Genomic DNA, 22,622 nt, shown 5'->3' with positions numbered 1-22,622 from the left:
ACAGCACAGCTCCCCGCGCCCGACTTCAGAACGGCCTCTATCGACCAGGCGGCTACGGCGTCTACGGGTGACCGCGCACCATTTTCAGCCCGAAGCGGCTCTCCCCGACAGGGCTGCCCGGGACTTCAGGGACACAGAGCGCCGGACCTGAAGCGCTGATAGGGATGTGGGCGGGGCGCACGCGCTCCGGTGCATGGAGCTCTACGCGCGGGCCGCGGCCTGCACCGCTCGGGTGCCGTCGTGCAGCCGGCGGGCCAGCTCGTCGGCCGGCAGCTCGAGCAGCGCGGTGGAGAGCACCTCCACCGAGAGCGGCAGGCGCACGCCCATCCCGTCGAGCAGCCGCAGGAACCCGACCAGGTCGAAGTCGCCCTCGCCCGGGAGTTCCCGGTAGCGGGTGCAGTCGGTGTAGTAGTCGGCGTCCACCCGCTGCCGCGGCCCGTCGCCGAACTGGACGGCGAAGACCCGCTCCGGCGGGATCCGGCGCAGCATCTCCTCGTCGGCCGCGCCGCGGACGTGGTGCCACACGTCCAGGCAGATGCCGCCGTTGGCCCGCCCGGCCCGGCGCACGATCTCCATCGCGGTGCCGGCGTCGGGGATGTTCGACATCTCGGGCAGGAACTCGATCGCCGCGGCGAGGCCGTGCTCGGCGGCGCGGTCGCACACCCCGGCGAAGGCCTCGGCGGCGTCGTCCAGGCCGCCCTCGAACGGTCCGATGACCTGCACGTGGTGCGCCGGGCCGAGCGCCTCGCCCATGGCGAACAGCTCCCGCTCGGCCGCCCGGTAGGCCGCCTGCTCCGGCCCGGTGGCCGACCAGCCGCGCAGCGCCTCGAGCTCGACCACGCGCAGCCCGTGCGCATCGAGGACGGCGCGCAGATCGGCGTCGGTCGCGCCCTCGGCGCGCAGCCGCCGGTACTCGGCGACGTAGAGCCCCATCGCGGCGAACCCGGCCCCCGCCGCCGCCCGCACCCGCTCCTCGAACGGCCGGGCGCGGCCGAGGCTGAAGTGGCTGAGCACCAGGTCGTCCGGCCCCAGGTCGGGGTAGCCGGGTAGGTCGGCAGACGTCATGCGGTGGGCACGCCGCTGCGCCCGGCCTCGCGCACGAGGTCGCGGCGGCTGGCCCACCGGCCGTGCTCGCCGGGTGCGACGTCCTCCCTCGACCCGGTGGTGAGCCCGCCGTCGACGACCAGGGTGTGCCCGCTGACGAAGCCGGCGTCGTCGCTGGCCAGCCACAGCGCGGCCTGGGCGATGTCGGACGCCTCGCCGATCCGGCCGCGCAGCGGGGTGCGGGTGCGGAAGGCCTCGCGGGCCTCGTCCATGGCGTCGGGGTCGCCGACGATGTTCGCCGCGTTCATGGGCGTGAGGATCTTGCCGGGCGCGATCGCGTTGACCCGGATCGACCAGGCGCCCAGCTCGGCCGCGACGTTCCTGGTCAGCGCGATGACGGCGGCCTTGGCGGCGCCGTAGACGTGCGGGCCGAGGCCGCCCTGCAGCGCGCCGATGCTGGTCGTCGACAGGATCACGCCCGAGCGCTGGGGCTTCATCACCCGGGCCGCGTGCTTCATGCCCAGGAAGACCGAGCGCAGCAGCACGGCCATCGTGAACTCGTACTCCTCGAGCGGGATCTCGTCGATCCCGCCGTGCGCCCCCACGATGCCGGCGTTGTTGAACATGCAGTCGAGCCGCCCGAACTCGCGCACCGCGGTGTCCACGACCGCGGCCACCTCGGGCTCGGCGGTGACGTCGCAGCGGAGGTAGCGCGTCTCGTCGCCGAGCTCGGCGGCGAGACGTTCGCCGCGGTCGTCCTGGATGTCGGCGAGCACGACCCGCGCGCCCTCGGCCGCCATGAGCCGGGCGGTGGCCTCGCCGAGCCCGCTGGCCGCACCGGTGATCGCGACGACCTTTGCGGCCAAGCGTCCGCTCACCGCGCACCTCCGGGGCTGGTCCGAGTATCTTGTGACCGCCTACACTAACCAGCCGTGCGGGCGCCGACCAGAGCCTCTTCAGCGGGCCGTGACCCCCGGGTTCCCGGCGGTCCACCAGCGCTCGAGCACCCGGTGCGCGATGCGCCAGCCGTCGGCGGTGCGCACGAACCGGTCGACGTACCGGCCGGCGATCACGTACTTCTCGCCGCCGGGCACCCCGGCCCGCACGTGCTGGGCGTGCAGCGAGCAGCGCGCGGCCGCCGCGTCGCCGCCGACGTCCACCTCGACGTTCGTGACCAGGTGCTGGGTGCGGGTCAGCGGCGCCACCGCGGTGCGGATCGCCGCCTCGATCGCCGCGCGGCCGTGCAGCGGCCGGTCGGGGTGGTAGACGCCGACGGCGTCGGGCAGGAAGCACGACCGCAGCCGCGCCCAGTCGCGGTCGTCGATGGCGGTGGCGTACCGCACGCACACCGCGGCGATCGCCCGCTCGTCGAGCAGGGCCTGGATCAGCGGGTCCACGTCGTTCCCCTCTCCCGTGCGGTGGTCGCGCGGTGACCGGGCCGTCGGTCACCGCGGAGGCGCTGGCGGGCTTCCTCGCCGAGGCCGAGCCGCGGCGGAGCGCCGTCGTGACGGCGTTCCGGCCCATCTCCGGCGGCTACAGCCGGCTCAGCGCCGTCGCCGACGTCCGGTGGGACGACGGCGCGACGCAGCGGCTGGTGCTGCGCGCCGATCCGCCCGTGGGCTCCGGCGTGTTCGTCAGCGACCGCGACGCGGAGTGGCGGCTGCTGCAGGCGCTGGCCGCCGCCCGCGCCGTCCCCGTCGCCCGGCCCCGCTGGTACGACGCCACCGGGGCGCACTTCGGCACGAAGTGCATCGTGTTCGACCACGTCGCCGGCCGGCACCTGCAGCAGGTCCTGAGCACGGCGGAGGACGCCACGGCACCGGCGGAGCTGTTCGTCGACACCGTCGCGCGGGTGCACGCCACGCCGCTGTCGGCGGTCGACGGCGTCCTCGAGCGGCCGGAGAGCTGGGACGCCCACCTCGACGCCGTGCTGGAGACCTACCGCGCGGTGGAGCGGGAGATCGCCGACAGCAGCCCCGTGCTGCGCTACGCGTGCGCGCGGCTGGGCCGGCACCGCCCGCCGCCGGTCCCGTTCACGCTGGTCCACGGCGACTGCCAGCCCTCCAACGTCCTGGTGCCGGAGTCCGGCGGGCCCGTCGTCATCGACTGGGAGTTCGCCCGCATCGGCGACCCCCGCGAGGACCTCGGCTACTACACGCAGATCCCGACGGCGCCCAACGTCTACCGGCGCGACCCCGGCGGCTTCCTGGCCCGCTACCGCGAGCGCACCGGGCTCACCGAGGAGCAGGTCAACCCCGCGACGGTCGAGTACTTCCTCGTCGTGGGGATGGCCGGCCTGCTCGCGCAGATCCTGCGGGCGCTCGACGCCGTCGCGCACGGCGCGAGCCGCGGCGTCATGGCGACCTACCTCGTCAACGCGGTCACCCACCAGTACGGCCTCTACCTCGACGTCTGCCGGCGGGCAGCGGCGTGATCGGCCGGCCGACCACCGAGCAGCTGCTGCGGGACTGCTGCCGCGTGCTGGAGACCGACGTCCTCCCGGCCGTCGCCGACGAGACCACGCAGGTCCGGCTGGTCATGCTGGCCAAGGTGCTCGGCAACGCCGCGGTGCGGGCCGCCCACGAGATCGCCTGGATGCGCGAGGAGACCGTCGCCGTCGAGGGGTACGGCGCGGCGGTGCTGGCCGCGACCGGCGACCCGGCGCTGCGCGCCGCCCTCGGCGCGCTGGCGGACGGGCCGGCCGGCAGCCTGCACCTCGCCGACGTCACCGAGGTCTACGGCCGCGCGGGCGAGGCCCTGTCGACGGCGCTGGAGGCGGCGCTGGCGAGCCGGCGGGAGGACCTGGTCCGGGACGGGGAGTCGCTGCTGGCCGCCCGGCTGGCGCACGAGGACGAGATCGTCGGCGGCTGGGACTCCGCCGGCCGCTGAGGAGGTGCCCGCGTGCCGCCGCTGACCGTCGGCCTGCCCAGCTACGACTCCTACCTCGGGGAGCACGGCTGGCGCACGCTGCTCGACCTCGCCGTCGCCGCGGAGGAGGCGGGGCTGCACGGCGTCTCGGTCGTCGACCACGTCGTCATGGGCTCGCGGGTGGAGCGCTACCCCTACGGCCGCTTCCCCGGCGGGCCCGAGGCGCCGTGGCTGGAACCGCTGACCGTGCTGGCCGCGCTCGCCGCGGTGACCGAGCGGGTCGAGCTGGCCACCGCGGTGCTGATCGCGCCGCTGCGGCCGGCCGCGCTGCTGGCCAAGACCGCCGCCACCGTCGACGTGCTCAGCGGCGGCCGGCTGGTGCTCGGCGTCGGCACCGGGTGGCAGGAGGAGGAGTACCGGGCGCTCGGCGCCGACTGGGAGCGCCGGCACCAGGTGCTCGACGACCAGCTCGCCGCCTGCGCCGCCCTGTGGGCCGGCGGACCGGTCGACCTGGACACGGGGACGGTGCGCCTCGAGGGCATCCACTGCCACCCGCGGCCGGTCGCGGGCCGGGTCCCGGTCTGGATCGGCGGCGCCATGACGGAGCGGAACCTCGCCCGCATCGTGCGGTGGGGCAGCGGCTGGATCCCGGCGCCGGTCGACGGCCCGGCCGCGGTCGCCGACGGCGTCCGGCGGCTGCGGACGGCGTTGAGCGGGGCGGGGCGCGACCCCGCCGCCGTCCGGGTGCGGGTCACCCCGCCGGCCGTGCGCGACGCCGGCGGGGCCGTGGACGTCGCCGCCTCGCTGGCCGGGGCCGCGGAGCTGGTCGGGGCCGGCGGCACCGACCTGTTCGTGTCGCTGCTCGGCTGGTGCCCCGATCCCGCACGGGCCCCGGCCTTCCTCCGCGAGCTCGCCGCGGCCGCGGGCTGAGCCGGGCTCAGACACCGTCGGGCCGGGCGGCGAAGCCGGCCACCCGTCCGTCGCCGTCGAAGCGGAACCAGCTGAGCCCCCGCTCGTCCAGCGGCAGCCGCTCGGGGCCGTCGGTGCCGAGGGCCACGTGCACCTTCTGCGTGCTCCACTTCGACACGTCCAGGCACAGCTCCGCCAGCTCGTCGGAGGAGAGCAGCCCCCGGACCTCGGCGACCACCGGCGGTGTCAGCGCGGCCGGAGAGGTGATCAGCGCGTCGGTGACCCGCAGGGCGGCCTTGGTGCGCTCGGGGAGGTCGCTGGTCTCGTAGCGGTCGACGGCGGCGGTCAGCGCGTCGTCGGCCCCGGCGGCGCGGGCATCGGCCAGCCGCAGCGTGCGGCAGATGCGGCAGCCGTGCGTCCGCGCGCAGCGCAGCCGGACCAGCTCGGTGAGCACGGGGTCCAGCGCCGTCCCGCGGACCACGGCTTCCTGGTACGCCGCCAGCGCACCCGCCAGGGTGCCGCCGGCCGGCACCGGGGCGCCCGCGACCGGCGGCCCGCCGAACAGCGCGGTCGACACCAGCTCCAGCCGCAGCGCGTACTCGACGACGAACAGCGCCCGGACGACGTCGGTCGCGCGGTCGCCGTGGTGCCGGTGCAGCCCTGACCGCTCGCCCTCGCCGACGCCGGCGACGTCGAGCACGAACTGCTCGGCGAACTCCACGCCGTCCCGCACGCCCGGGTCGGCGGCCTCGACCCGCCGGCCGTCCGGGTGGCCGAGCAGCAGCGCCGCCCGCTCGCGCAGCGCACCGAGCAGCACGGGGTCGACCGTCTCCCACGCCCGCGCGACGACCTCGTCGAGCAGGCCGGTGGCCTCCGGGCGGAGCTCCCGCAGCGGCGCGGCCAGCCGCAGCCCCGGGCTCATCGCCGCGGGTCCACGAGCACCTTGACGTCGGCCGAGGGGCCGGCGGCCAGGGAGCGCAGCGTCGCCTCGAGGTCGTCGAGAGCGACCGTGCGGCTGTGCAGCGGCAGGGCCCGCACCCGGCCGTCGGCGAGGAAGGCCATGCTGCGGCGGCAGTCGTCGTGGGTGAAGGCGTTCGACGCCACCAGGCTGAGCTCCTCGGCCAGCCACCGGGCGCCCTGGATCGTCGCCGGCTGCGCGAGGAAGCTGAGCAGGCCGACGGTGCCGCCCGAGCGGGCCAGGTCGGCGGCGGTCTGCAGCAGGCTGGGCACGCCGGCGCACTCCAGGACGACGTCGGCGCCGAGGCCGCGGGTGCGCTCGGCGACCGCGTCGGCTGCCTCCTCCGGGCTCAGCGCCGCCGTGGCGCCCAGCTCCACCGCCAGCGCCCGGCGGGCCTCGGTCGGCTCGACGACGAGCACCTCGCCGGCGCCGGCCGCCCGGGCGAACTGGGCGGCCAGCAGCCCGATCGGCCCGGCGCCCTGCACCACCACGGTGTCCCCGGGGCGGATCCCGGAGCGGCGCACGCCGTGGAAGGCCACCGTGGCCGGCTCGACCTGCGCCGCCTCCTCGTCGGAGAGCCCGGGATGGGCGGCCAGGACGCGGCCGGCCTCGACGGTGATGCTGCGGGCGAAGGCCCCGTGCGGCGGGGCCAGCTCGCTGCGCCCCCGCGCCACCATCGACGCCGTCCGGCAGTGCTCGGTCAGCCCGCCGCGGCACTCCGGGCAGCGACCGCAGGGCGGCGGCACCGCGACGACGACGCGCTCGCCCTCGCCGACGCCGTCCACCCCGCGACCGACCTCGCGCACGGTGCCGACCCACTCGTGGCCGCAGACGGCGGGGCTGTGCAGGTGCCCCGTCCGGTAGGAGGCGATGTCGGTGCCGCAGATGCCGCACAGGCGGACGTCCACGGTCACGCAGCCGGGCCCGGGCGGCACCTCGGGGAAGCTCCGGAACTCGACCGACTCCCGGCCGGTGATCAGGGCCGCGGTGACCGTGCCCATCAGAGCACCCCGCCCGCGGCCGAGGCCCCGGCGACCCGGCCGAAGACCACGCAGTTGGCGTAGGAGTTGCCGCTGCCGACGTACGCCGGGCCGATCACGCCGCCGGTGCACTCGCCGGCGGCGAACAGGCCGGGCACCGGCCGGCCGGCGGTGCCGAGCACCCGGGCGTCGCGGTCGATCCGCGGCCCGCAGGCGGTGAAGCAGACCGTGGCCGGGCGCAGCCGCGCGCCGTAGAACGGCGGCGTGGCGATGGGCTCGAGGAACGCGGCGGCCTTGAGGTGGTCGGCGTCCTCACCGGCGGCGACGTGCGCGTTGTACCGCGCGACCGTGCCCTCCAGCGCCGCCGGCGGCAGCCCGAGCCCCTCGGCCAGGGCCGCCACGCTGCCGGCCCGGCACACCTTGCCGGCGGCGACCATCTGCTCCACCACGTCGGTCGTCCAGTGCGGGCTCTGCCTCTTCGTCGACCCGGGGACCTGCTGCTTGTAGCGGGCCACCCCGGCCGCGGTCGCCGCGGCGAGGGTCGCGCCGTCGAACACCGCCCACGCGACGTCGCCCTGGGCGCGCAGCAGCCCGTCGGTGATGCCGTAGGGCGCGGTCTCGTCCATGAACCGGCGACCCTCCCGGTTGACGACGACCAGCCAGCCGGGCAGGTACGCCTCGTAGATCGGCGCGAAGCCGGCGTGCAGCAGCCGCAGCCCGCGGTCGTGGCCGACCACCTGCGCGCCCACCTGCCCCGCCAGCGCGAGGGCGTCCCCCCGTGACCCGGGGGCGCCGATGTACCAGGCCTCCCCGGTCGCCGCGGCCGAGGGGAACCGGGCGGCGAGCCGGTCGGGATCGGCGCCGAAGCCGCCGGAGGCCAGCACGACGGCGCCGGCGGTGATCTCGTCGCTCCCGACGGCCGCGCCGCGCACGACGCCGTCCTCGACGAGCAACCGGTCGACCCGCTGCCCGAGCGCGACCCCGACGCCGGCCTGCCGGGCGGTGCGGTGCAGCACGTCGACCACGGCCTGCCCGCGGCCGACCGGCACGTGCACCCGCGGGACGAGCTCGTCGCCGCCGTAGACCAGCCGGTCGGCGTACTCGACGCCCAGGTCGCCGAGCCACTCGACGGCCGGCCCGGCCAGGTCGGCCAGCCGGCGCACGACGCCGGCCTCGACGTCCCAGTGGTTGAGCGTCAGGTAGTGGTGGAACAGCGCGTCGGCGTCGTCGTCGATGCCGAGCGCCCGCTGGTACCGGGTCCCGGCGCCCATGGTGAGCCCGCCCGAGAGCCGGGACGAGCCCCCGACCACGCCCTCGGCCTCGGCGACGAGCACGCTGCCGGCACCGTGCTCGCGCGCCGAGACCGCCGCGGCCAGGCCGGCCGCGCCCGAGCCCACGACGAGGACGTCGACGTCGCTCACGCCGGCACCTGCGCCACCCGGGTGCGGACCCCGGCGATCAGCGCGCGCACCCGGTCGCCGGCCAGCCGCGCGGCCTCGACCGGGGGCATCGCCTCGAGGGCGGGGGAGATGACCTCCGGGCCGACCCAGCGCAGCGCGCCGATGCGGTCCAGCGCGGCCACCGCGCGGGGCAGGTCGAAGGAACCGTCGCCGGGCAGCTGCCGGTTCACCGTCTCGTCGCGCAGGCTGCCCCGCAGGCGGGCCGAGCTGTCGCAGATCTGCACCCCGAGGATGCGCTCGCCGGGCACCCGGCCGAGCAGGTCGAAGTCGGGGTCGCCGCGGAAGAAGTGCAGGGTGTCGAAGAGGATCCCGCCGTTGCCCCGGTTCGCGCCCTGCACGACCGCCCAGGCGGCGGCGAGATCCCCGATCGCGGTCATCGGGATGAACTCCAGGTGCACCTGCGCGCCGAGGTCGCCCGCCCGGTCGCAGAACGCGCCGAACGCCGCGGCGACCTCCTCGACCGGCAGCTCACCCGGCGCCTGCCCGATCGCGGTGATCGAGACGACCTGGAGCTCTTCGCACATGCGCAGCGCCTCGTCGGCGGTGAACCGGGCGAACCGCGACTCGGGTCGCGGGGCGCCGCCGCGGTACCAGCCGCCGATCGGGTCCATCACGATCCCCAGCCCGGCGTCGCGGACCATCCGGCCGAGCTCCGCGGCCGGTGTGCCCCGCTCCGCCGCCCGGGCGACGTCCAGCGGGCTCACCGACAGCCGGGTGAACCCGGCCGCGCGGGCCGCCTCGATGCGGTCGGGGATCCGGCTCTCCAGGCCCACGGTGCCCGACCACAGCACCCAGCCGATGCCGGCGAAGACGTCGTCGGAAGGCGTCATGCCGGCAGTCTGCCCCAGTTACTGGAGGCCGTCTACAGAATCTTCGTCACGTCCCGCGGCCGGGCCCGGTCAGAACCCGACCCGCTTGGTGTAGCCGCCGTCGACGACGACGTTCTCGCCGTTCACCCAGCTGGCGACCGGGCTGGCCAGCACGGCGACGACGTCCGCCACCTCCTCGGCGGTCCCCATCCGCTTGAGCGGGTGGGCGTCGCGGTCGCGCGCGTAGATCACCGGACGCCGCTCGCGCAGGCTGTCCCACTTCCGGCCCTCGACCAGGATCGGCCCGGGGGAGACGGTGTTGGCGCGGATGCCGAGCGGCCCCCACCGCTGGGCGAGCTGGGCCATGTAGTTGATGGTCGCCGCCTTCAACGCCCCGTAGCTGGGGTTGATCGGGACGTCGTGGTGCTCGATCGCCGTGATGGTGCCGATCTGGACGATCGCGGCGGCGTCGGAGGCCTCGAGGTGGGGCCGGGCCGCCTCGCACAGGGCGACGCAGCCCAGGACGTCGACCCGGAAGTTGGCCTCCCACGGCCCGGGGCCGTCGCCGTGCTGCCCGCTGGCGCTGGCGTTGCTCACGACGACGTCGATGCCACCGAGGGCCTCGGCGGCGCCGTCGACCCAGCGCCGCACGGCCTCTCCGTCGCCGGCGTCGCAGACCGAGCCCACCACCGTCCCCAGCTGCGCCAGCTCCTCCACCGCGCTGCGGACCCCCTGCTCGTCCCGCGCGCAGATCGCGACGTCGGCGCCCTCACGGAGCAGCCGTGCCGCGACCGCGCGCCCGATACCGTGGCTGCCGCCGGTGACGACCGCGCGCCGACCCGCCAGGCCCAGGTCCATGTCGTGATCTCCCCTCAGGCCGGCGGCAGCTCGGCGGCGGACGGCGCGAGGCCCGGCCAGCGCTTGCGCTCAGGCCAGGCCAGGCCGCCGGCCGTCAGCTCCCGCAGCGGCATCGCGTACAGGGTCAGGACGTCGCGGCGCCGGAACCGCCACCGGCCGCCGTCGCGCGCGTACTCGTCCTCGTAGCGGAAGACGGTGACCACGGTGTCGTCGGCGGTGGCGAGCTCGGCGCGGGCGACGACGGTGCCGCGGGCGCGGTCCCCGGTCAGCTCGTGCAGCACCTGGAAGTGCGGCACGTGCAGCGTGGCGCCGTACCGGTGGAACCGGACGCGGAAGAAGTCGACGACGGCGTCCCGCCCGACGCTCGGGGGACTGTTCGGCGAGGCGAACACGGCGTCGTCCGTGAAGCACCCGGCGAGCGCGTCGGCGTCGTGGTCGTCGACGGCGAGGGCGTAGCGGCCGAGCAGCTCCTGCAGTTCCAGCCGCGCCTCGACCCGGGCCAGGCGCGCTCCGCCGTCGTCCTCCATGGCGGGACCGTAGTCATCTAGATGTCTGTGGACAAGCGTGGGCATCGACGGCCGCTACCCTGCGGGCATGGCACCGCCGCGCCGGGGTGAGGCCCCGCTCTACCAGCGGGTGCGCACCGTGCTGCTCGACCGGATCGGCTCGGGGGAGTACGCCCCCGGCGACCGGTTGCCCAGCGAGGGCGTGCTCGCCGAGGACCTCGGCGTGCACCGGCTGACCGTCCGCCGTGCCCTCGACGAGCTGTCCAGGGAAGGGGTCCTGCGGGCCCGGCAGGGATCGGGGACGTTCGTCTCCCCGCGACCCGAGCCGATGGCGATCGGCATCCCGCTGACCCCGGACGAGTTCGCCGGCAGCCTGCAGGCCGCGCTGCGCGGCCAGGGTCAGTCCTACCGCGACGTGCTGCTGCACACCGCCGTGGACGACGACCCGGCGGTGCGCCGGGACCTGCAGGTGCCGCGCGCCCGGCTGCGCCGGGTGGAGAGCGCGCTCGAGGTGGACGGCGAGCGGTGGGTCGTCTCGACGTCCTGGGCGCCCGACGCCCGGCTGCGGGACGTCGCCGCCCGGTGGCGGGAGACCGACGGGCTGTACGGGCTGCTGCTGCAGCCGGCGGGCCGGCCGCTGCGCTACGTGTGGCGCACCTTCTCCGCCGAGGCGGCCTCGGTGGAGGACGCCGCCCGGCTGGGCATCCGCCCCGGCGCGCCGGTCCTGGTGCGCGAGGGGCTCACCGCCGAGGACGACGGCCGGCCGGTGCTGCGGGTGCGCCGCCGGGCGCGGGCCGACCGCGTGCGCTACCGGATCGACTACCAGGCGGGCTGAGCGCGCCACCGCCGCGCCGGCACCCCCGGCACGTCGACGCGGTACCGCAGGACGGCGCCGGCCAGCTCCTCGACCTCGGCCGGGACGTCGCGGATGCTGCGGCGGGCCGTGGTGACGAACAGGTCGCGCAGGTCCGGACCGCCCAGGCAGCAGCTGGTGGTGCGCGCCACGGGAACCGGGATCTCCTGGAGGAGCCGGCCGTCGGCCGTGAACCGGCGCACGGCGCCGCCGCGCCAGAACGCCACCCACAGGCAGTCCTCGGCGTCGACCGCCAGCCCGTCCGGCAGCCCGGCGCAGCCGCTGGTGTCGAACGCCGTCCGCCGTCCGGTCACCGTGCCGGTGGCGACGTCGTAGTCGAGCCGGTCGACGCGGCGCAGCGGGGTGTCGACGTGGAACAGCGTGGTGCCCACGGCATCCCACGCCAGGCCGTTGCTCACGGTGAGGCCGTCCAGGACGGGCACGGCCGTGGCCGGGGGGTCGTAGCGGTACAGGGCCGCCCGGCCGGGCTCGACGTCGCGGGTCGTGGTGCCGGCCAGGAACCGCCCGGCCGGGTCGCAGGCGCCGTCGTTCATCAGCCCGGTGGCCACCGGCGCGAGCAGCTCGGAGCGCCCGGTGGCCGGGTCGAGGGAGCGGAAGCCGCCCTCCGCGGCGACGAGCAGCCCGTCGCCGTCCTCCCGGAGGACCAGGCTGCCCACGTGCCGCCCGACGTCGGTGCGGGTCTGGTCGCCGGTGGCGACGTCGACCGCGAGCACCGCGCCCGCCGTCGCGTCGACGCGCCAGAGCACGCCGGCGCGCTCGTCCCAGACCGGGCACTCGCCGAGCCGGTCACCGGCGGCGACCAGGACGTCCACGCGTCAGCGCTCGGCGGGCATGTCCATGAGGCGGCTGATCCGGTGGTGGCCGGCCGGCCGGGGCGCGGAGACCCACAGGCACAGCTCGGGGTCGGCCTCGAACAGCGGGCCCTCGAGCCACAGCCCGTCCTTGCGGAACCGGCCCCAGCGCTCGCCCATGGTCACCCGCACGGTGCCGCCCTCGTCGGGGGTGTAGAGCGCGCGCGGGTTGAGGGGGTGGCGGATCCCGCCCTGGGGCTGCATCACCCGGCCGCCTCGGCGGCGGCCTTCTCCACCCAGTCGGTGAGCATGTCGTGCCGCCAGCTGATCACGTCCTCCTGGAAGTCCGACGTGATCACGTGCGACTTCCGGGTGGTGTTCAGCCCGCGCTGGACGGCCTCCATGTTGAAGCTGTCCTGCTCCATGACCAGCGCCAGGGTCTGCAGCTCGGTGGCCAGCGTCCAGGAGTCCTCGATCTCCAGCCAGCGGATCTGCGCCGGCGGCGGCCGCTCGCCGCGGAACGGCGTCAGGAACATGACCTCGAAGATGCTCTCGTCGTGCCGGTCGCCGTTGGGGCGGAACCGGTAGACGATCCGGTTGAACGCCCCCCAGGGGTGCAGGTTCGGGAAGATCGCGTAGTTCCAGTGGTCGACGAACTCGGCGTCGGAGATCTGGTCGACGACGTCGCCGAGCACCTCCCGCCAGCGCTCGCGCGCGGCCGCGGCCATGCTGTCGCGCGCCGTCGTCCGCTGCTCGAACGGGATCGGCAGCTCCTCGCCCTCGCGGACGTCGAGCATGCGCGCGAGGATGTCGCGCTCGGTGGGGTCGACCGGGATGTCCTCGATCGGCGTGCCCGACGGGCTGATCTGCCGCGAGTAGTTGCCGTAGACGTCGACGGCGCTGTTCGCGTCCCCGACGTAGGGCGCCGACTGGGGGTGCGTCGCGCCGAGGTGCAGGCCCTCGTCGAAGGCCTCCTGGGCGACCTTCCAGTTGCAGCGCAGCTTCTTGGCCACGTGCGCCTGCACGTAGCGGTTCTCGAAGTCCCAGATGCCGAAGTGCTCGGGCAGCGTGCCCAGGAACTCCTCGAGCGGCTCGGCCGCCGGGTCGGGGTTGATGAACACGAACCCGCCCCAGGTGCCGACCTTCGCCTCGGGCAGCCGCCAGGCCTCGCGGTCGGCCTCGATCTCGGGGAACTCGCGCTCGCCGGGCATGTAGCGCAGCGTGCCGTCGAGCTTCCAGGTGAACCCGTGGAAGGAGCAGCGGAACTCGCTGCACCGGCCGTCGAAGTCCTTGAGCGCGCGCCCGCGGTGCAGGCAGGCGTTCACGTAGGCCCTGATCGAGCCGTCGCGGGTGCGCACCACGAGGTAGGAGTCGCCGGCGATGTCGTAGACGACGTAGCTGCCGACCTCCGGCAGGTGCTCCTCCCGGCAGGCCATCTGCCACACCCGCCGCCACAGGTGCGTGCGCTCCAGCTCGTGCCACGCGCGGCTGGTGTAGCGCTCCACCGGGACGTGCTGGGTGCGCGCGGAGTACGGGTGGCGACGGCGCAGGTGCTCGGCCGGCGGGCGGTCGTCCTCGAGCACGAGCTCGTACCAGCTCAGGCCCGGCGTCCGCTGCTTGCCCGGCGCCTCGGAGATCGTCACGGACCCCGACTCCCTCCGCATGAGGTAGTAACTTGAGGCTCACTGTACAAAGTAGGCCGATCGATGTCGACAACCACTGTCGAGACGCCCGCTCAGTCCTCATACTGTGCACCGGCAGCAGTAAGTCGCGCTGCAGGAGCGCCGTCCGGGCGCTCGCCGGAGTCGCTGCCGCCCCCTGGAGGGTCGATGCGCAAGATCCAGCACGCGCTCAGCCGCGCGGTCTACGAATGGGCCCCCGACGACCACGGCCCGGTGCTCGTCACCGAGCGCGACGGGCGCACGGGCCGCTTCGACCGGGACGGCAACTGGGTCGCCGGCGACGTCCGGCGGGCCGATCCCGAGCTGTGCCGCTGGATCGTCAGCGGCGGCAAGCACCCGGGCGGCCCGGGCAGCCGCAGCCGCCGGTTCGAGACCGAGGAGACCTTCTCGTGACAGCGGAGCCCGACACCCGGCCGCGGACCGGCTTCCGCGGCAAGGGGCCGACGTACCAGGACCTGCTCGACCGCGACAGCAAGCCGGTCCCGCCGCTGCTGCGCCGCGACGAGCCGGGGTACTTCGGCGACGACGACATCCCGATCGACCGCTACCTCGAGCGGGAGTGGCACGAGCGGGAGAAGCGGGACCTCTGGTCGCGGGTCTGGCAGTTCGCCTGCCGCGAGGAGGTCCTCGCCGAGGTGGGCGACACCTACGTCTACGACATCGTCGACAAGAGCTACCTGCTCGTGCGGGCGGCCCCCGGGCCCGACGGGATCAAGGCGTTCGTCAACGCCTGCCTGCACCGCGGCCGGGCCCTGCGCGACGGCCCCGGTCGGGTGGGCGAGTTCGAGTGCGCCTTCCACGGCTTCTGCTGGTCGCTGAACGGGAAGCTCAAGCGGGTGCCCAGCGCCTGGGACTTCCCGCAGGTGCGACCGGAGGCCTTCACGCTGCCCGAGATCCGGGTCGGCACCTGGGGTGGCTTCGTCTTCGTCAACCCCGACCCTGACTGCGCCCCGCTCGAGGACTACCTCGGCGACCTGGACTCGCTCTTCGAGCGCTGGCCGCTGGCCGAGCGCTACACCCGGGTGCACGTGTCCAAGGTGCTCCGCACGAACTGGAAGGTCGCGCAGGAGGCCTTCATGGAGTCCTACCACGTGATCACCACCCACCCGCAGCTCCTGCCGGGCTTCGGCGACGCCAACTCGCAGTACGACGTGTTCGGCAACGTCTCCCGGGCCATCTCGCCCCGCGGCGTCCCGAGCCCCTACCTGCCGTGGGACCCCACCGAGCAGGAGCGGCTCAACTCCCAGATCGACCAGCGCATCGACGACCCGCCCAACCTCGAGGTCCCCGACGGGTGGACGGCGCGCCAGACGCTGGCCGAGTCGGCCCGCCGCTCGCTGCGCCCGGTGATCGGGGAGCAGGCCGACGCGCTCTCCGACGCCGAGCTGGTCGACAGCCACTACCTGAGCGTCTTCCCGAACATGCACCCGTGGGGCGGCTTCAACCAGATCACCTACCGCTGGCGGCCCCACGGCGACGACCACGAGAGCTGCATCATGGAGGTCCTGCTGCTCTCGCCGTTCAGCGGCGAGCGGCCGCCGCCGGCGCCGGAGCGCCGGCTCGGGCCGGACGAGCCCTGGCGCAGCGCGGTCGAGGAGCTCGGCTCGCTGGCCCGGGTCTTCGACCAGGACGAGTTCAACCTCGAGGCCGTGCAGAAGGGGCTCAAGGCCACCCGCAAGCCGGGTCTGTCCTTCGCCGTCTACCAGGAGAGCAAGATCCGGCACTTCCACTCCCTCTACGACCAGTGGCTCGGGGTGCGGGGCTGACCGGCGGCTCGGTCCTCGACCGCTTCCGGCTCGACGGCCGGGTCGCGGTGGTCACCGGCTCGGGCCGGGGGATCGGCCGCGCCGTCGCCCTGGCACTGGCCGACGCGGGCGCCGACGTCGTGGTCACCGCCCGTCGGGCGCACGAGGTGGCCGCCGTCGCCGCCGAGGTGCGCGGCCGGGGACGGCGCGCGGTCGAGCTGCCCGCCGACCTGCGCGGCGACACCCCCGAGCGGCTGGCCGCCGCCGCGGTGGAGGAGCTCGGCCGGCTGGACGTGTGGGTGAACAACGCCGGCGGCACCGACGACCCCTCGGTCCGTCCGCTGTCGGCCACGTCGGACGAGCAGCTGCGCGCCATGCTCGAGCTCAACCTCGTCGCGGTGCTCGCCTGCGTCCGCGCCGCGGTCGCCCGCATGCCCGACGGCGGGGCGGTGGTGAACATCGCCTCGGGTGCCGGGATGCGGGCCGCGCCCGGTACCGGCGCCTACGGCGCGTCGAAGGCCGCCGTCCTCAACCTCACCGCGACCCTCGCCGCGGAGCTGGCGCCCCGCGGGATCCGCGTGAACGCGGTGTCGCCGGGCATGGTGCCGACCGAGACGTTCTTCTCCGCGCTGTCGCTGACCGAGGACGACCTGCCCCGGCTGACCGCCACGGTCCCGCTCGGCCGGCTGGGGACGCCGGAGGACATGGCCGCGGCGGTGCTGTACCTCGCCAGCCCGGCCGCGTCGTGGGTGACCGGGCAGAACCTGCTGGTCGGCGGCGGCCGCGACGGGGGGCGCACGGTGGAGGACCGGGTCGCCCGAGAGTAACTTGACTGCGCCACCAGTTACCTGCTTTCGTGGCGCGGTGGACAGCTACGACGTCGTGGTCCTGGGCACCGGCGCGGCGGGACTGACCGCCGCCATCACCGCCCACGACGGGGGCGCCCGCGTCGCCGTCTTCGAGAAGGCCGAGAAGGTGGGCGGCACCAGCGCCTGGTCGGGCGGGATGGTGTGGATCCCGCGCAACCACCACATGGCCGAGCTGGGCCTCGGCGACAGCCGCGAGGACGTGCTGACCTACCTGATGTCGATGTCGCACGGCCTCATCGACCAGCGGCTGGCCGAGGCGTTCGTCGACGCCGGCCCGGAGCTGCTGCGCTACCTCGAGGAGCGGACGCCGGCCCGCTTCCAGATCATCAAGGACTTCCCCGACTACCACCCCGAGCACCCGGGGGCCGCCCGCGCCGGCGGCCGGTCGCTGGAGTGCCCGCTGTTCCCCTTCGCCGACCTCGGGCCGTGGCAGCACCGGGTCACCGTCGGCCCGCAGCTCTCGGGCAACATCCTGATGAGCGAGACGTCGCTCGGCCGGGGCGCGCCCGGCGGCGTGCCGGCCGAGGAGCTGGCCCGGCGGCAGGTGCGCGACGAGCGCGGCGCCGGGCAGGGCCTGGTCGGGGCGCTGCTGAAGGGCTGCCTGGACCGCGGCATCGAGCCCGAGACCGGTGCCCGCGGGGTGTCGCTGCTGCACGAGGGCGGGCGGGTCACCGGCGTCGTCGTCGAGACGGCCGCCGGCCGGCGCGACGTGCGCGCGGACGGCGGGGTCGTGCTCGCCACCGGCGGCTTCGAGTGGGACCGCGACCTCGTGCAGACCTTCATCCGCGGCCCGCTCGAGCGCACCGCGGCGGTGCCCACCAACACCGGCGACGGGCTGCGGATGGCCATGCGCATCGGGGCCGGCCTGGGCAACATGCGCGAGGCGTGGTGGGTGCCGATCATCGACGTCCCCATGCCCGACGGCACGGTCGCCGGCTGGCAGGTCAACGGTGAGCGCAGCCGCCCGCACAGCATCATGGTCAACAAGAAGGGACGCCGCTTCGCCGACGAGGCGGCCAACTACAACGCGCTCGGCGCCGCCTTCCACGTGCTCGACGTGACCGAGTTCGACTACGTCAACCACCCCGCCTGGCTGGTGTTCGACGACCACTACCTGCGCCGCTACGGCCTGGCCGGGTTCCGGTCCGGCCAGGGGAGGGTGACCCCCGACTGGATGGTCGAGGCCCCCGACCTGGGGGCGCTGGCCGCCGCGATCGACGTCCCGGCCGACGCGCTGGCCGACACGGTCGCCCGGTGGAACGCGCACGCGGCGGAAGGCCGCGATCCCGACTTCCGGCGCGGGGAGAGCCTGCACGACCGCTGGTGGGGCGACAGCGCGCTGGGTGACGGGCCGGAGACGACGATCGGCCCGCTCGACACCGCCCCCTACTACGCGGTGCGGGTGTACAGCGGGTGCCTGGGCACCAAGGGCGGGCCGCGCACCGACGCCGACGCCCAGGTGCTCGACGTCGACGGGAACCCGATCGAGGGTCTCTACGCCGCGGGCAACGTCATGGCCTCGGTGCTCGGCATGACCTACGGCGGGGCGGGCGGGACGCTGGGGCCGGCGATGGTCTTCGGCCACCTCGCCGGGCGGCACGCCGCCGCCCGCGCCGCGGCCGCGCACCCGGTCGGGGCGACGCGGTGAGCCGCTTCGCCGGCCGGGTCGCCCTCGTCACCGGGGGCGCCAGCGGGATGGGCCGGGCCTCCGCGCTCGCCCTGGCGGCCGAGGGGGCGGCCGTCGTGGTCGCCGACGTCGCCGTCGAGGGCGGGGAGCAGACCGCCGCGGACATCGCGGACAAGGGTGGGCGTGCCGTCTTCCGCCGCACCGACGTCTCCAGCGCCGACGACGTCCGCGCGGTGGTCGACGCCGCGGTCGCCGAGTTCGGCGGGCTGGACGTCGGGGTGAACGCCGCGGCCATCGAGAACGAGACGCGGCCGCTGGCCGACTGCGACGAGGAGAGCTTCGACCGCCTGATCGCGGTCAACCTGCGCTCGGTGTTCCTCTGCACGAAGTACGAGATCCGTGCGATGCGGACCCAGGGCCGCGGCGGGGCGGTGGTGAACATCGCCTCCACCAACTCCTTCCGGCCGCAGCCGCACCAGCCCGCCTACACCGCGAGCAAGCACGGCGTGCTGGGCCTGACCCGTGCGGCCGCGGTCGACCACGCCGCCGACGGCATCCGGGTCAACGCGGTGTGCCCGGGCGCGATCGAGACGCCGATGCTCCTGGGCGCCATCGCTGCGCGCGGCCGTGACCCGCAGGAGGTGGCGGGCCGGCTGAGCCTTTTCAGCCGCTTCGGCGCGCCGGAGGAGATCGCCCGCGCGGTGCTCTGGCTCGCCTCCGACGACGCGTCGTTCACCACCGGGCACGCCCTCGCCGTCGACGGCGGGTACCTCGCGCGATGACGGCGGAGGAGCTCGACACGGCCGCGCCGGGGTGAGCTGGCCGCTGTCGCTGGCGTCGCTCACCGCGCTGCGCCTGCCCCCGCCGGAGCTGGTGCGGCTCGGCGCCGCGGCGGGCTTCGACCTGGTCGGCGCCCTGCGCCTGAACCGGGCGAGCGACGGCAGCGGGTCCGACCTGGTGGCCGACGGCGCCCTGCGCGCGGCGACCCGGCGGGCCCTCGCCGACACCGGGCTCGGCGTGCTCGACGTCGAGGTGTTCCGCCTGCGGCCGGGCACGGCGGCCGCGGCGGCCGAACCGCTGCTGGCGGTGGGCGCCGAGCTGGGCGCCCGCTTCCTCCTGACCGCGGTGGAGGACCCCTCACCGGAGCGGCGGGCCGAGGTGTTCGCCGAGCTGTGCGGGCTGGCCCGCGGGTACGGGCTGCGGTGCGTGGCCGAGCCGATGGTGTTCTCGGCGCTGCGCACGCCGGCCGAGGCGGTGGCCCTGCTGGATGCCGCCGGCACGGCCGACGCCGGGCTGCTCGTCGACGCCCTCCACCTCGCGCGGGCGGGTGCGACGCCGGCCGACCTCGCCGCGGTCGGTCCGGCGCGGCTGCCGTACGTGCAGCTGTGCGACGCCGCCTCGGCCGAGCCGGCCGGCACCGACCCGGACGGAGTGCGGCGGGCGGTGACCGAGGCCGTGGGGCACCGGCTGCCGCCGGGGGAGGGGGTGCTGCCGCTCGGCGAGCTGCTCGACCGGCTCCCTCGGGAGGCCCCGGTGTGCCTCGAGGTCCCCCACCCGGCGGCGCGGACCGACCCCGCCGCCTGGATCCAGCGCGTGGCCGGCGCCGCCCGGCGCCTGCTCGCGCGCTGACCCCGGGCCCTCTCCACCGGCGGGGCTGGTCGGGCCCCGGGGTGGCCGACCACAATGACCACGCGCGCCGGCGGGAGGAGCCCGCCGTCCAGCACGCCGTGGCCCTTGGACAGCTGCTCGGGAGCACGGCCGGGAGGTCTGGGGATGACGGAGGACGGCCGGGCGGGCGATCCCGCCACGGACATCCGCGTGCTCCTCGTCGACGACCACCCGGTGGTCCGACGGGTGATGGCGGAAGCGCTGTCCGACGAGGACGACCTCACCGTCGTCGGCGAGTGCGCGGACGGATCGCAGGTGGCGGAAGCAGCCGCGCGCCTGCGCCCGGACGTCGTGTGCATGGACCTGTCCATGCCGGTGATGGACGGGCTGGCGGCCACGGAGGCGCTGCGTGCCGTCCGCCCCGAGGCCCGGGTGGTCGTGGTGACCGCGGACGGCGCGGACGTGCGGGCCAGGGCCGAAGTGGCCGGTGCGCACGCCGTGGTGCCGAAGGGCACCCGCCTCGAGCCGCTGCTCCGCTGCCTGCGCACGGTCGCCGTCGGTGGGACGGGCTGCCCCTACTGCCTGTGAGGCCGCCCGGTGACGAGCTCGGTGCCGTCCGCCGCGTCCCTCAGGCCGACGAGCTGCGGGAGCGCACGCGCACCGGGTCGGTGACGCCGTCCCAGTCGGCGTGCGAGTCGCGGAAGAGCGCGAACAGGTCGCGGATCTCCTGGTTCTCGCCGTGCAGCTCGACGAAGCAGCCGATCGCCTCGCGGCAGTCGACGTAGGCCACCGGCACGTAGGACCAGAGCGTGTCGGCGACGGCGAACCCGGCGGCCTCGAAGCGGGCGACCTCCGCGGCCATCTCCGCCTCGGGCACCAGCACGGCGAGGTGGTGGAAGCCCTCCTCGCCGGCACCGAACACCTCGCGGTAGATCGACGGGGTGTCGTCGTCCTGCTGCACCAGCTGCACGTGGGTGGGGCCGGTGCCGGCGAACGCGTAGTGCAGCACGTGGTCCACCGGCCGGCCGCGGTAGCGGTGGTCGCGCCCGCGGTGGCCGCGGCTGACCCACCACGGCCCGGCACCGGTGGTCTCGGTCCACCGGGGCATCGCCTCGTCGAGGTCGGCCACCACGAACGCGTGCTGCTGCACCGGATACCGGATCAGCGGGGCCACCGGACCTCCTCGTCCCGAGTTTCTTGACGGCCAGCCTAGTAAGTGGCGGTGCGCCGTTGACAGCCCCCAGGCGCGGTGTTTCTGTAGTCATCCTCAACTAAGACGTGGAGGGAGCCATGCGCTTCTCGGAGAAGGTCCTGTTCGCCACCGGCGGCGGTTCGGGCATCGCGGCGGCCGTGGCCCGCCGGTTCACGGCCGAGGGGGGCCGGGTCGCCGTGGCCGACCTCGACGAGGGCCGTGCCAAGGCGGTCGCCGCCGAGCTCGAGGGCGCCGTCGGCCTGGCCTGCGACGTGTCCGACGAGGAGTCGGTGACGGCGGCGCTCGCCGCCGCCGAGCAGCAGCTCGGCGGCGTGGACTCGGTCTTCAACGCCGGCGGGCACGCCGAGTTCGGCCCGATCGAGGAGTGGTCGCTCGAGCGCTGGAACCGCATGATGCTCGTCCACGCCGGCGGCACCTTCCTGGTCTGCAAGCACGCCCTGCCGCTGCTGCGCCGGCGCGGCGGCGGGTCGATCGTGAACGTCGCCTCGGTCGCCGCCCTGCTCGCGCAGAAGAACAACGCGCCCTACGGCGCGGCGAAGGCGGCCGTCGCCGGCTTCACCCGGCAGCTCGCCCTCGAGGTGGGGCCGGAGATCCGGGTCAACGTGGTCGCGCCCGGGCGGACGCGGTCGGGGATGACCGAGCCGATCATGCTGGCCCGCGGCGAGGGCGACCTGCAGAAGGGCGCGGCGGTGTTCGGCCAGGGCAACATCCAGAAGCGGGTCGCCGAGCCCGACGAGCTCGCCGCCGCCGTGTGCTTCCTGCTCTCCGACGACGCGAGCTTCGTCACCGGCACGACGCTGGTGGTCGACGGCGGCGAGACGGTCGTCTGACCGTGGCGGCCGGCCTGCGCGACCTCGCCGGCCGCGTCGCCGTGGTCACCGGCGCCGCCGGCGGGCTCGGGCTCGCGATGGCCCGGCGGTTCGCCGCCGAGGGGATGCGCGTCGTGCTCTCCGACGTCGACCGGGACGGCGTCCGCGCGGCCGCCGCCGCGCTCGCCGGCGACGGGGCGGACGTCCTCGCCGTCCGCACCGACGTGGCCCGCGAGGACGACGTCCAGCGCCTCGCCGACGAGGCGTTCGACGCGTTCGGCGCCGTCCACGTGCTGTGCAACAACGCCGGGGTGGTGAAGAGCGCCCGCGCGTGGCTGCTCACCCGCGAGGACTGGGAGTGGGTGCTCGGCGTCGACCTCTGGGGCGTGGTGCACGGGATCCGTGCGTTCCTCCCACGGATGCTCGAGTCCGGCCAGTCCGGGCACGTGGTGAACACCGCGTCGATGACCGCCCTGCTGCCGATGCCGCGGCTGGCGGCCTACGGGGCGGCCAAGGCGGCGGTGGCCGCGCTGTCGGAGTCGCTGCGGCACGACCTGGCCGCCGAGGGCGCCGACGTCGGCGTCTCGGTGTTCTGCCCGGGGTTCGTCGCCACCGGGATCACCGAGAGCGCCCGCAACCGGCCGCCGGAGCTCGCGGCCACGGCGCCGTCCGCCGGGCGTCGGACGGCGCACGGGGTGACCCCCCTGTTCACCGCCGACGAGGCCGCCGGGCAGGTGCTGGACGCGGTGCGCGACGGTCGGTTCTGGGTGCTCACCCACCAGGCGTACCGCGAGGTGATCCGGGAGCGGGCGGCCGGCATCGGCACCGACGCCGTCCCCGTGGTGCCGCCCGTCTGGTGATCCGTGGCCCCGCCGCAGGGGCCCGCCGCGAGCGTGCGAGCGGTGGGGGGCGGCGGGGTCCTTCCTGACCGTGGGGCCCGGGGGGGGGGGCGGGGGGGGGGGGGGGGGGGTGGGGGGGGGGGGGGGGCGGGGGGGGGGGGGGGGGCGGGGGG

At 75.7% G+C, this 22,622-nt stretch carries 26 protein-coding genes; 13 read left to right on the top strand and 13 right to left on the bottom strand.

The features are described from left to right. Nucleotides 1–201 precede the first annotated feature (201 nt). The 3 genes from ACI8AF_RS26020 to ACI8AF_RS26010 form a co-directional block, all read right to left on the bottom strand. Nucleotides 202–1,065 (bottom strand): sugar phosphate isomerase/epimerase family protein, encoded by an 864-nt coding sequence (locus ACI8AF_RS26020; protein ID WP_456542679.1) that lies wholly within the window; start codon nucleotides 1,063–1,065, stop codon nucleotides 202–204. Continuing rightward, nucleotides 1,062–1,922 (bottom strand): glucose 1-dehydrogenase, encoded by an 861-nt coding sequence (locus tag ACI8AF_RS26015; RefSeq protein ID WP_456542678.1) that lies wholly within the window; start codon nucleotides 1,920–1,922, stop codon nucleotides 1,062–1,064. The genes ACI8AF_RS26020 and ACI8AF_RS26015 overlap by 4 nt, the downstream gene beginning before the upstream one ends. 78 nt (nucleotides 1,923–2,000) lie before the next feature. After that, nucleotides 2,001–2,441: a nuclear transport factor 2 family protein gene (locus ACI8AF_RS26010; RefSeq protein WP_456542677.1), complete on the bottom strand. Its 441-nt coding sequence runs from the start codon at nucleotides 2,439–2,441 to the stop codon at nucleotides 2,001–2,003. Nucleotides 2,442–2,473: 32 nt separating this feature from the next. Between ACI8AF_RS26010 and ACI8AF_RS26005 the strand changes: the two genes are divergently transcribed. Genes ACI8AF_RS26005 through ACI8AF_RS25995 form a run of 3 tightly spaced genes read left to right on the top strand, consistent with a single transcriptional unit; the run spans nucleotide 2,474 to nucleotide 4,842 of the window. Beyond that, entirely contained in the window at nucleotides 2,474–3,478 is a 1,005-nt protein-coding gene (locus ACI8AF_RS26005; RefSeq protein WP_456542676.1) for a phosphotransferase, read from the top strand. After that, on the top strand, nucleotides 3,475–3,933 hold the full coding sequence (locus ACI8AF_RS26000) for a hypothetical protein (RefSeq protein ID WP_456542675.1): 459 nt from the start codon (nucleotides 3,475–3,477) through the stop codon (nucleotides 3,931–3,933). The genes ACI8AF_RS26005 and ACI8AF_RS26000 overlap by 4 nt, the downstream gene beginning before the upstream one ends. Before the next feature lie 12 nt (nucleotides 3,934–3,945). Continuing rightward, nucleotides 3,946–4,842, top strand: coding sequence for a TIGR03619 family F420-dependent LLM class oxidoreductase (locus tag ACI8AF_RS25995; protein ID WP_456542674.1), 897 nt, complete (start codon nucleotides 3,946–3,948; stop codon nucleotides 4,840–4,842). A gap of 7 nt (nucleotides 4,843–4,849) precedes the next feature. Here ACI8AF_RS25995 and ACI8AF_RS25990 read toward each other — a convergent pair whose 3' ends face one another. The 6 genes from ACI8AF_RS25990 to ACI8AF_RS25965 all read right to left on the bottom strand — a co-directional run bounded on the left by ACI8AF_RS25990 (nucleotide 4,850) and on the right by ACI8AF_RS25965 (nucleotide 10,413). Further along, entirely contained in the window at nucleotides 4,850–5,743 is an 894-nt protein-coding gene (locus ACI8AF_RS25990; protein ID WP_456542673.1) for a carboxymuconolactone decarboxylase family protein, read from the bottom strand. Then, complete coding sequence (locus ACI8AF_RS25985) at nucleotides 5,740–6,780, bottom strand: zinc-dependent alcohol dehydrogenase (protein ID WP_456542672.1); 1,041 nt, start codon at nucleotides 6,778–6,780, stop codon at nucleotides 5,740–5,742. Before ACI8AF_RS25985 ends, ACI8AF_RS25990 begins: the two co-directional genes overlap by 4 nt. After that, nucleotides 6,780–8,180, bottom strand: a complete 1,401-nt coding sequence (locus ACI8AF_RS25980; protein WP_456542671.1) for an FAD-dependent oxidoreductase — start codon at nucleotides 8,178–8,180, stop codon at nucleotides 6,780–6,782. The genes ACI8AF_RS25985 and ACI8AF_RS25980 overlap by 1 nt, the downstream gene beginning before the upstream one ends. Continuing rightward, on the bottom strand, nucleotides 8,177–9,049 hold the full coding sequence (locus ACI8AF_RS25975) for a sugar phosphate isomerase/epimerase family protein (protein WP_456542670.1): 873 nt from the start codon (nucleotides 9,047–9,049) through the stop codon (nucleotides 8,177–8,179). The genes ACI8AF_RS25980 and ACI8AF_RS25975 overlap by 4 nt, the downstream gene beginning before the upstream one ends. A gap of 69 nt (nucleotides 9,050–9,118) precedes the next feature. Further along, nucleotides 9,119–9,886 (bottom strand): SDR family NAD(P)-dependent oxidoreductase, encoded by a 768-nt coding sequence (locus ACI8AF_RS25970; RefSeq protein WP_456542669.1) that lies wholly within the window; start codon nucleotides 9,884–9,886, stop codon nucleotides 9,119–9,121. A 14-nt stretch (nucleotides 9,887–9,900) separates the two neighbouring features. Then, nucleotides 9,901–10,413: a nuclear transport factor 2 family protein gene (locus ACI8AF_RS25965; protein ID WP_456542668.1), complete on the bottom strand. Its 513-nt coding sequence runs from the start codon at nucleotides 10,411–10,413 to the stop codon at nucleotides 9,901–9,903. 67 nt (nucleotides 10,414–10,480) lie between these two features. Here ACI8AF_RS25965 and ACI8AF_RS25960 point away from each other — a divergent pair, with 67 nt between their 5' ends. Continuing rightward, complete coding sequence (locus tag ACI8AF_RS25960; protein ID WP_456542667.1) at nucleotides 10,481–11,227, top strand: GntR family transcriptional regulator; 747 nt, start codon at nucleotides 10,481–10,483, stop codon at nucleotides 11,225–11,227. Here ACI8AF_RS25960 and ACI8AF_RS25955 read toward each other — a convergent pair. From ACI8AF_RS25955 to ACI8AF_RS25945, 3 genes are read right to left on the bottom strand one after another with little or no spacing between them, the layout of a single operon-like run. Then, on the bottom strand, nucleotides 11,212–12,078 hold the full coding sequence (locus tag ACI8AF_RS25955; protein WP_456542666.1) for an SMP-30/gluconolactonase/LRE family protein: 867 nt from the start codon (nucleotides 12,076–12,078) through the stop codon (nucleotides 11,212–11,214). The two genes, ACI8AF_RS25960 and ACI8AF_RS25955, sit on opposite strands and share 16 nt — an antisense overlap. A 3-nt stretch (nucleotides 12,079–12,081) precedes the next feature. Next, nucleotides 12,082–12,324 (bottom strand): hypothetical protein, encoded by a 243-nt coding sequence (locus ACI8AF_RS25950; protein WP_456542665.1) that lies wholly within the window; start codon nucleotides 12,322–12,324, stop codon nucleotides 12,082–12,084. Continuing rightward, nucleotides 12,321–13,700: an aromatic ring-hydroxylating oxygenase subunit alpha gene (locus tag ACI8AF_RS25945; protein ID WP_456542664.1), complete on the bottom strand. Its 1,380-nt coding sequence runs from the start codon at nucleotides 13,698–13,700 to the stop codon at nucleotides 12,321–12,323. Before ACI8AF_RS25945 ends, ACI8AF_RS25950 begins: the two co-directional genes overlap by 4 nt. A gap of 186 nt (nucleotides 13,701–13,886) precedes the next feature. On the opposite strand from ACI8AF_RS25945, the gene ACI8AF_RS25940 reads away from it, so the two are divergent. The 7 genes from ACI8AF_RS25940 (at nucleotide 13,887) to ACI8AF_RS25910 (ending at nucleotide 20,176) form a co-directional block, all read left to right on the top strand. Beyond that, the gene (locus ACI8AF_RS25940) at nucleotides 13,887–14,132 is read left to right on the top strand and encodes a hypothetical protein (protein WP_456542663.1); all 246 of its coding nucleotides are present in this window, start codon (nucleotides 13,887–13,889) and stop codon (nucleotides 14,130–14,132) included. Then, nucleotides 14,129–15,505 (top strand): aromatic ring-hydroxylating oxygenase subunit alpha, encoded by a 1,377-nt coding sequence (locus ACI8AF_RS25935; protein ID WP_456542662.1) that lies wholly within the window; start codon nucleotides 14,129–14,131, stop codon nucleotides 15,503–15,505. The genes ACI8AF_RS25940 and ACI8AF_RS25935 overlap by 4 nt, the downstream gene beginning before the upstream one ends. Then, nucleotides 15,484–16,311, top strand: a complete 828-nt coding sequence (locus tag ACI8AF_RS25930) for an SDR family NAD(P)-dependent oxidoreductase (RefSeq protein WP_456542661.1) — start codon at nucleotides 15,484–15,486, stop codon at nucleotides 16,309–16,311. Before ACI8AF_RS25935 ends, ACI8AF_RS25930 begins: the two co-directional genes overlap by 22 nt. A gap of 37 nt (nucleotides 16,312–16,348) precedes the next feature. Continuing rightward, on the top strand, nucleotides 16,349–18,001 hold the full coding sequence (locus tag ACI8AF_RS25925) for an FAD-dependent oxidoreductase (protein ID WP_456542660.1): 1,653 nt from the start codon (nucleotides 16,349–16,351) through the stop codon (nucleotides 17,999–18,001). Further along, nucleotides 17,998–18,762 (top strand): SDR family NAD(P)-dependent oxidoreductase, encoded by a 765-nt coding sequence (locus ACI8AF_RS25920; RefSeq protein ID WP_456542659.1) that lies wholly within the window; start codon nucleotides 17,998–18,000, stop codon nucleotides 18,760–18,762. Before ACI8AF_RS25925 ends, ACI8AF_RS25920 begins: the two co-directional genes overlap by 4 nt. Before the next feature lie 31 nt (nucleotides 18,763–18,793). Further along, nucleotides 18,794–19,609 carry a sugar phosphate isomerase/epimerase family protein gene (locus ACI8AF_RS25915; RefSeq protein ID WP_456542658.1) on the top strand — a complete coding sequence of 272 codons (816 nt, stop codon included), beginning with the start codon at nucleotides 18,794–18,796 and terminating at the stop codon, nucleotides 19,607–19,609. Between the two features lie 144 nt (nucleotides 19,610–19,753). Next, nucleotides 19,754–20,176: a response regulator gene (locus ACI8AF_RS25910; RefSeq protein ID WP_456542657.1), complete on the top strand. Its 423-nt coding sequence runs from the start codon at nucleotides 19,754–19,756 to the stop codon at nucleotides 20,174–20,176. Between the two features lie 40 nt (nucleotides 20,177–20,216). On the opposite strand, the gene ACI8AF_RS25905 is transcribed toward ACI8AF_RS25910, so the two are convergent. Next, entirely contained in the window at nucleotides 20,217–20,762 is a 546-nt protein-coding gene (locus ACI8AF_RS25905) for a VOC family protein (RefSeq protein ID WP_456542656.1), read from the bottom strand. Between the two features lie 116 nt (nucleotides 20,763–20,878). On the opposite strand from ACI8AF_RS25905, the gene ACI8AF_RS25900 reads away from it, so the two are divergent. After that, nucleotides 20,879–21,631, top strand: coding sequence for an SDR family NAD(P)-dependent oxidoreductase (locus tag ACI8AF_RS25900; protein ID WP_456542655.1), 753 nt, complete (start codon nucleotides 20,879–20,881; stop codon nucleotides 21,629–21,631). Nucleotides 21,632–21,633: 2 nt separating this feature from the next. Next, nucleotides 21,634–22,470: an SDR family NAD(P)-dependent oxidoreductase gene (locus ACI8AF_RS25895; protein WP_456542654.1), complete on the top strand. Its 837-nt coding sequence runs from the start codon at nucleotides 21,634–21,636 to the stop codon at nucleotides 22,468–22,470. The last annotated feature ends 152 nt before the right edge of the window (nucleotides 22,471–22,622 follow it).

The organism is Blastococcus sp. SYSU D00669 (assembly GCF_054050715.1).
This window is presented reverse-complemented; position numbering and strand designations above follow the sequence as displayed.

Bases quoted from the DNA above. Each gene is read 5' to 3' on its own strand.
- ACI8AF_RS25960 (WP_456542667.1), top strand. From the start codon at position 10,481: ATGGCACCGCCGCGCCGGGGTGAGGCCCCGCTCTACCAGCGGGTGCGC.
- ACI8AF_RS25975 (WP_456542670.1), bottom strand. From the start codon at position 9,049: ATGACGCCTTCCGACGACGTCTTCGCCGGCATCGGCTGGGTGCTGTGG.
- ACI8AF_RS26020 (WP_456542679.1), bottom strand. From the start codon at position 1,065: ATGACGTCTGCCGACCTACCCGGCTACCCCGACCTGGGGCCGGACGAC.
- ACI8AF_RS25910 (WP_456542657.1), top strand. From the start codon at position 19,754: ATGACGGAGGACGGCCGGGCGGGCGATCCCGCCACGGACATCCGCGTG.
- ACI8AF_RS25970 (WP_456542669.1), bottom strand. From the start codon at position 9,886: ATGGACCTGGGCCTGGCGGGTCGGCGCGCGGTCGTCACCGGCGGCAGC.
- ACI8AF_RS25940 (WP_456542663.1), top strand. From the start codon at position 13,887: ATGCGCAAGATCCAGCACGCGCTCAGCCGCGCGGTCTACGAATGGGCC.
- ACI8AF_RS25965 (WP_456542668.1), bottom strand. From the start codon at position 10,413: ATGGAGGACGACGGCGGAGCGCGCCTGGCCCGGGTCGAGGCGCGGCTG.
- ACI8AF_RS25990 (WP_456542673.1), bottom strand. From the start codon at position 5,743: ATGAGCCCGGGGCTGCGGCTGGCCGCGCCGCTGCGGGAGCTCCGCCCG.
- ACI8AF_RS25985 (WP_456542672.1), bottom strand. From the start codon at position 6,780: ATGGGCACGGTCACCGCGGCCCTGATCACCGGCCGGGAGTCGGTCGAG.
- ACI8AF_RS25900 (WP_456542655.1), top strand. From the start codon at position 20,879: ATGCGCTTCTCGGAGAAGGTCCTGTTCGCCACCGGCGGCGGTTCGGGC.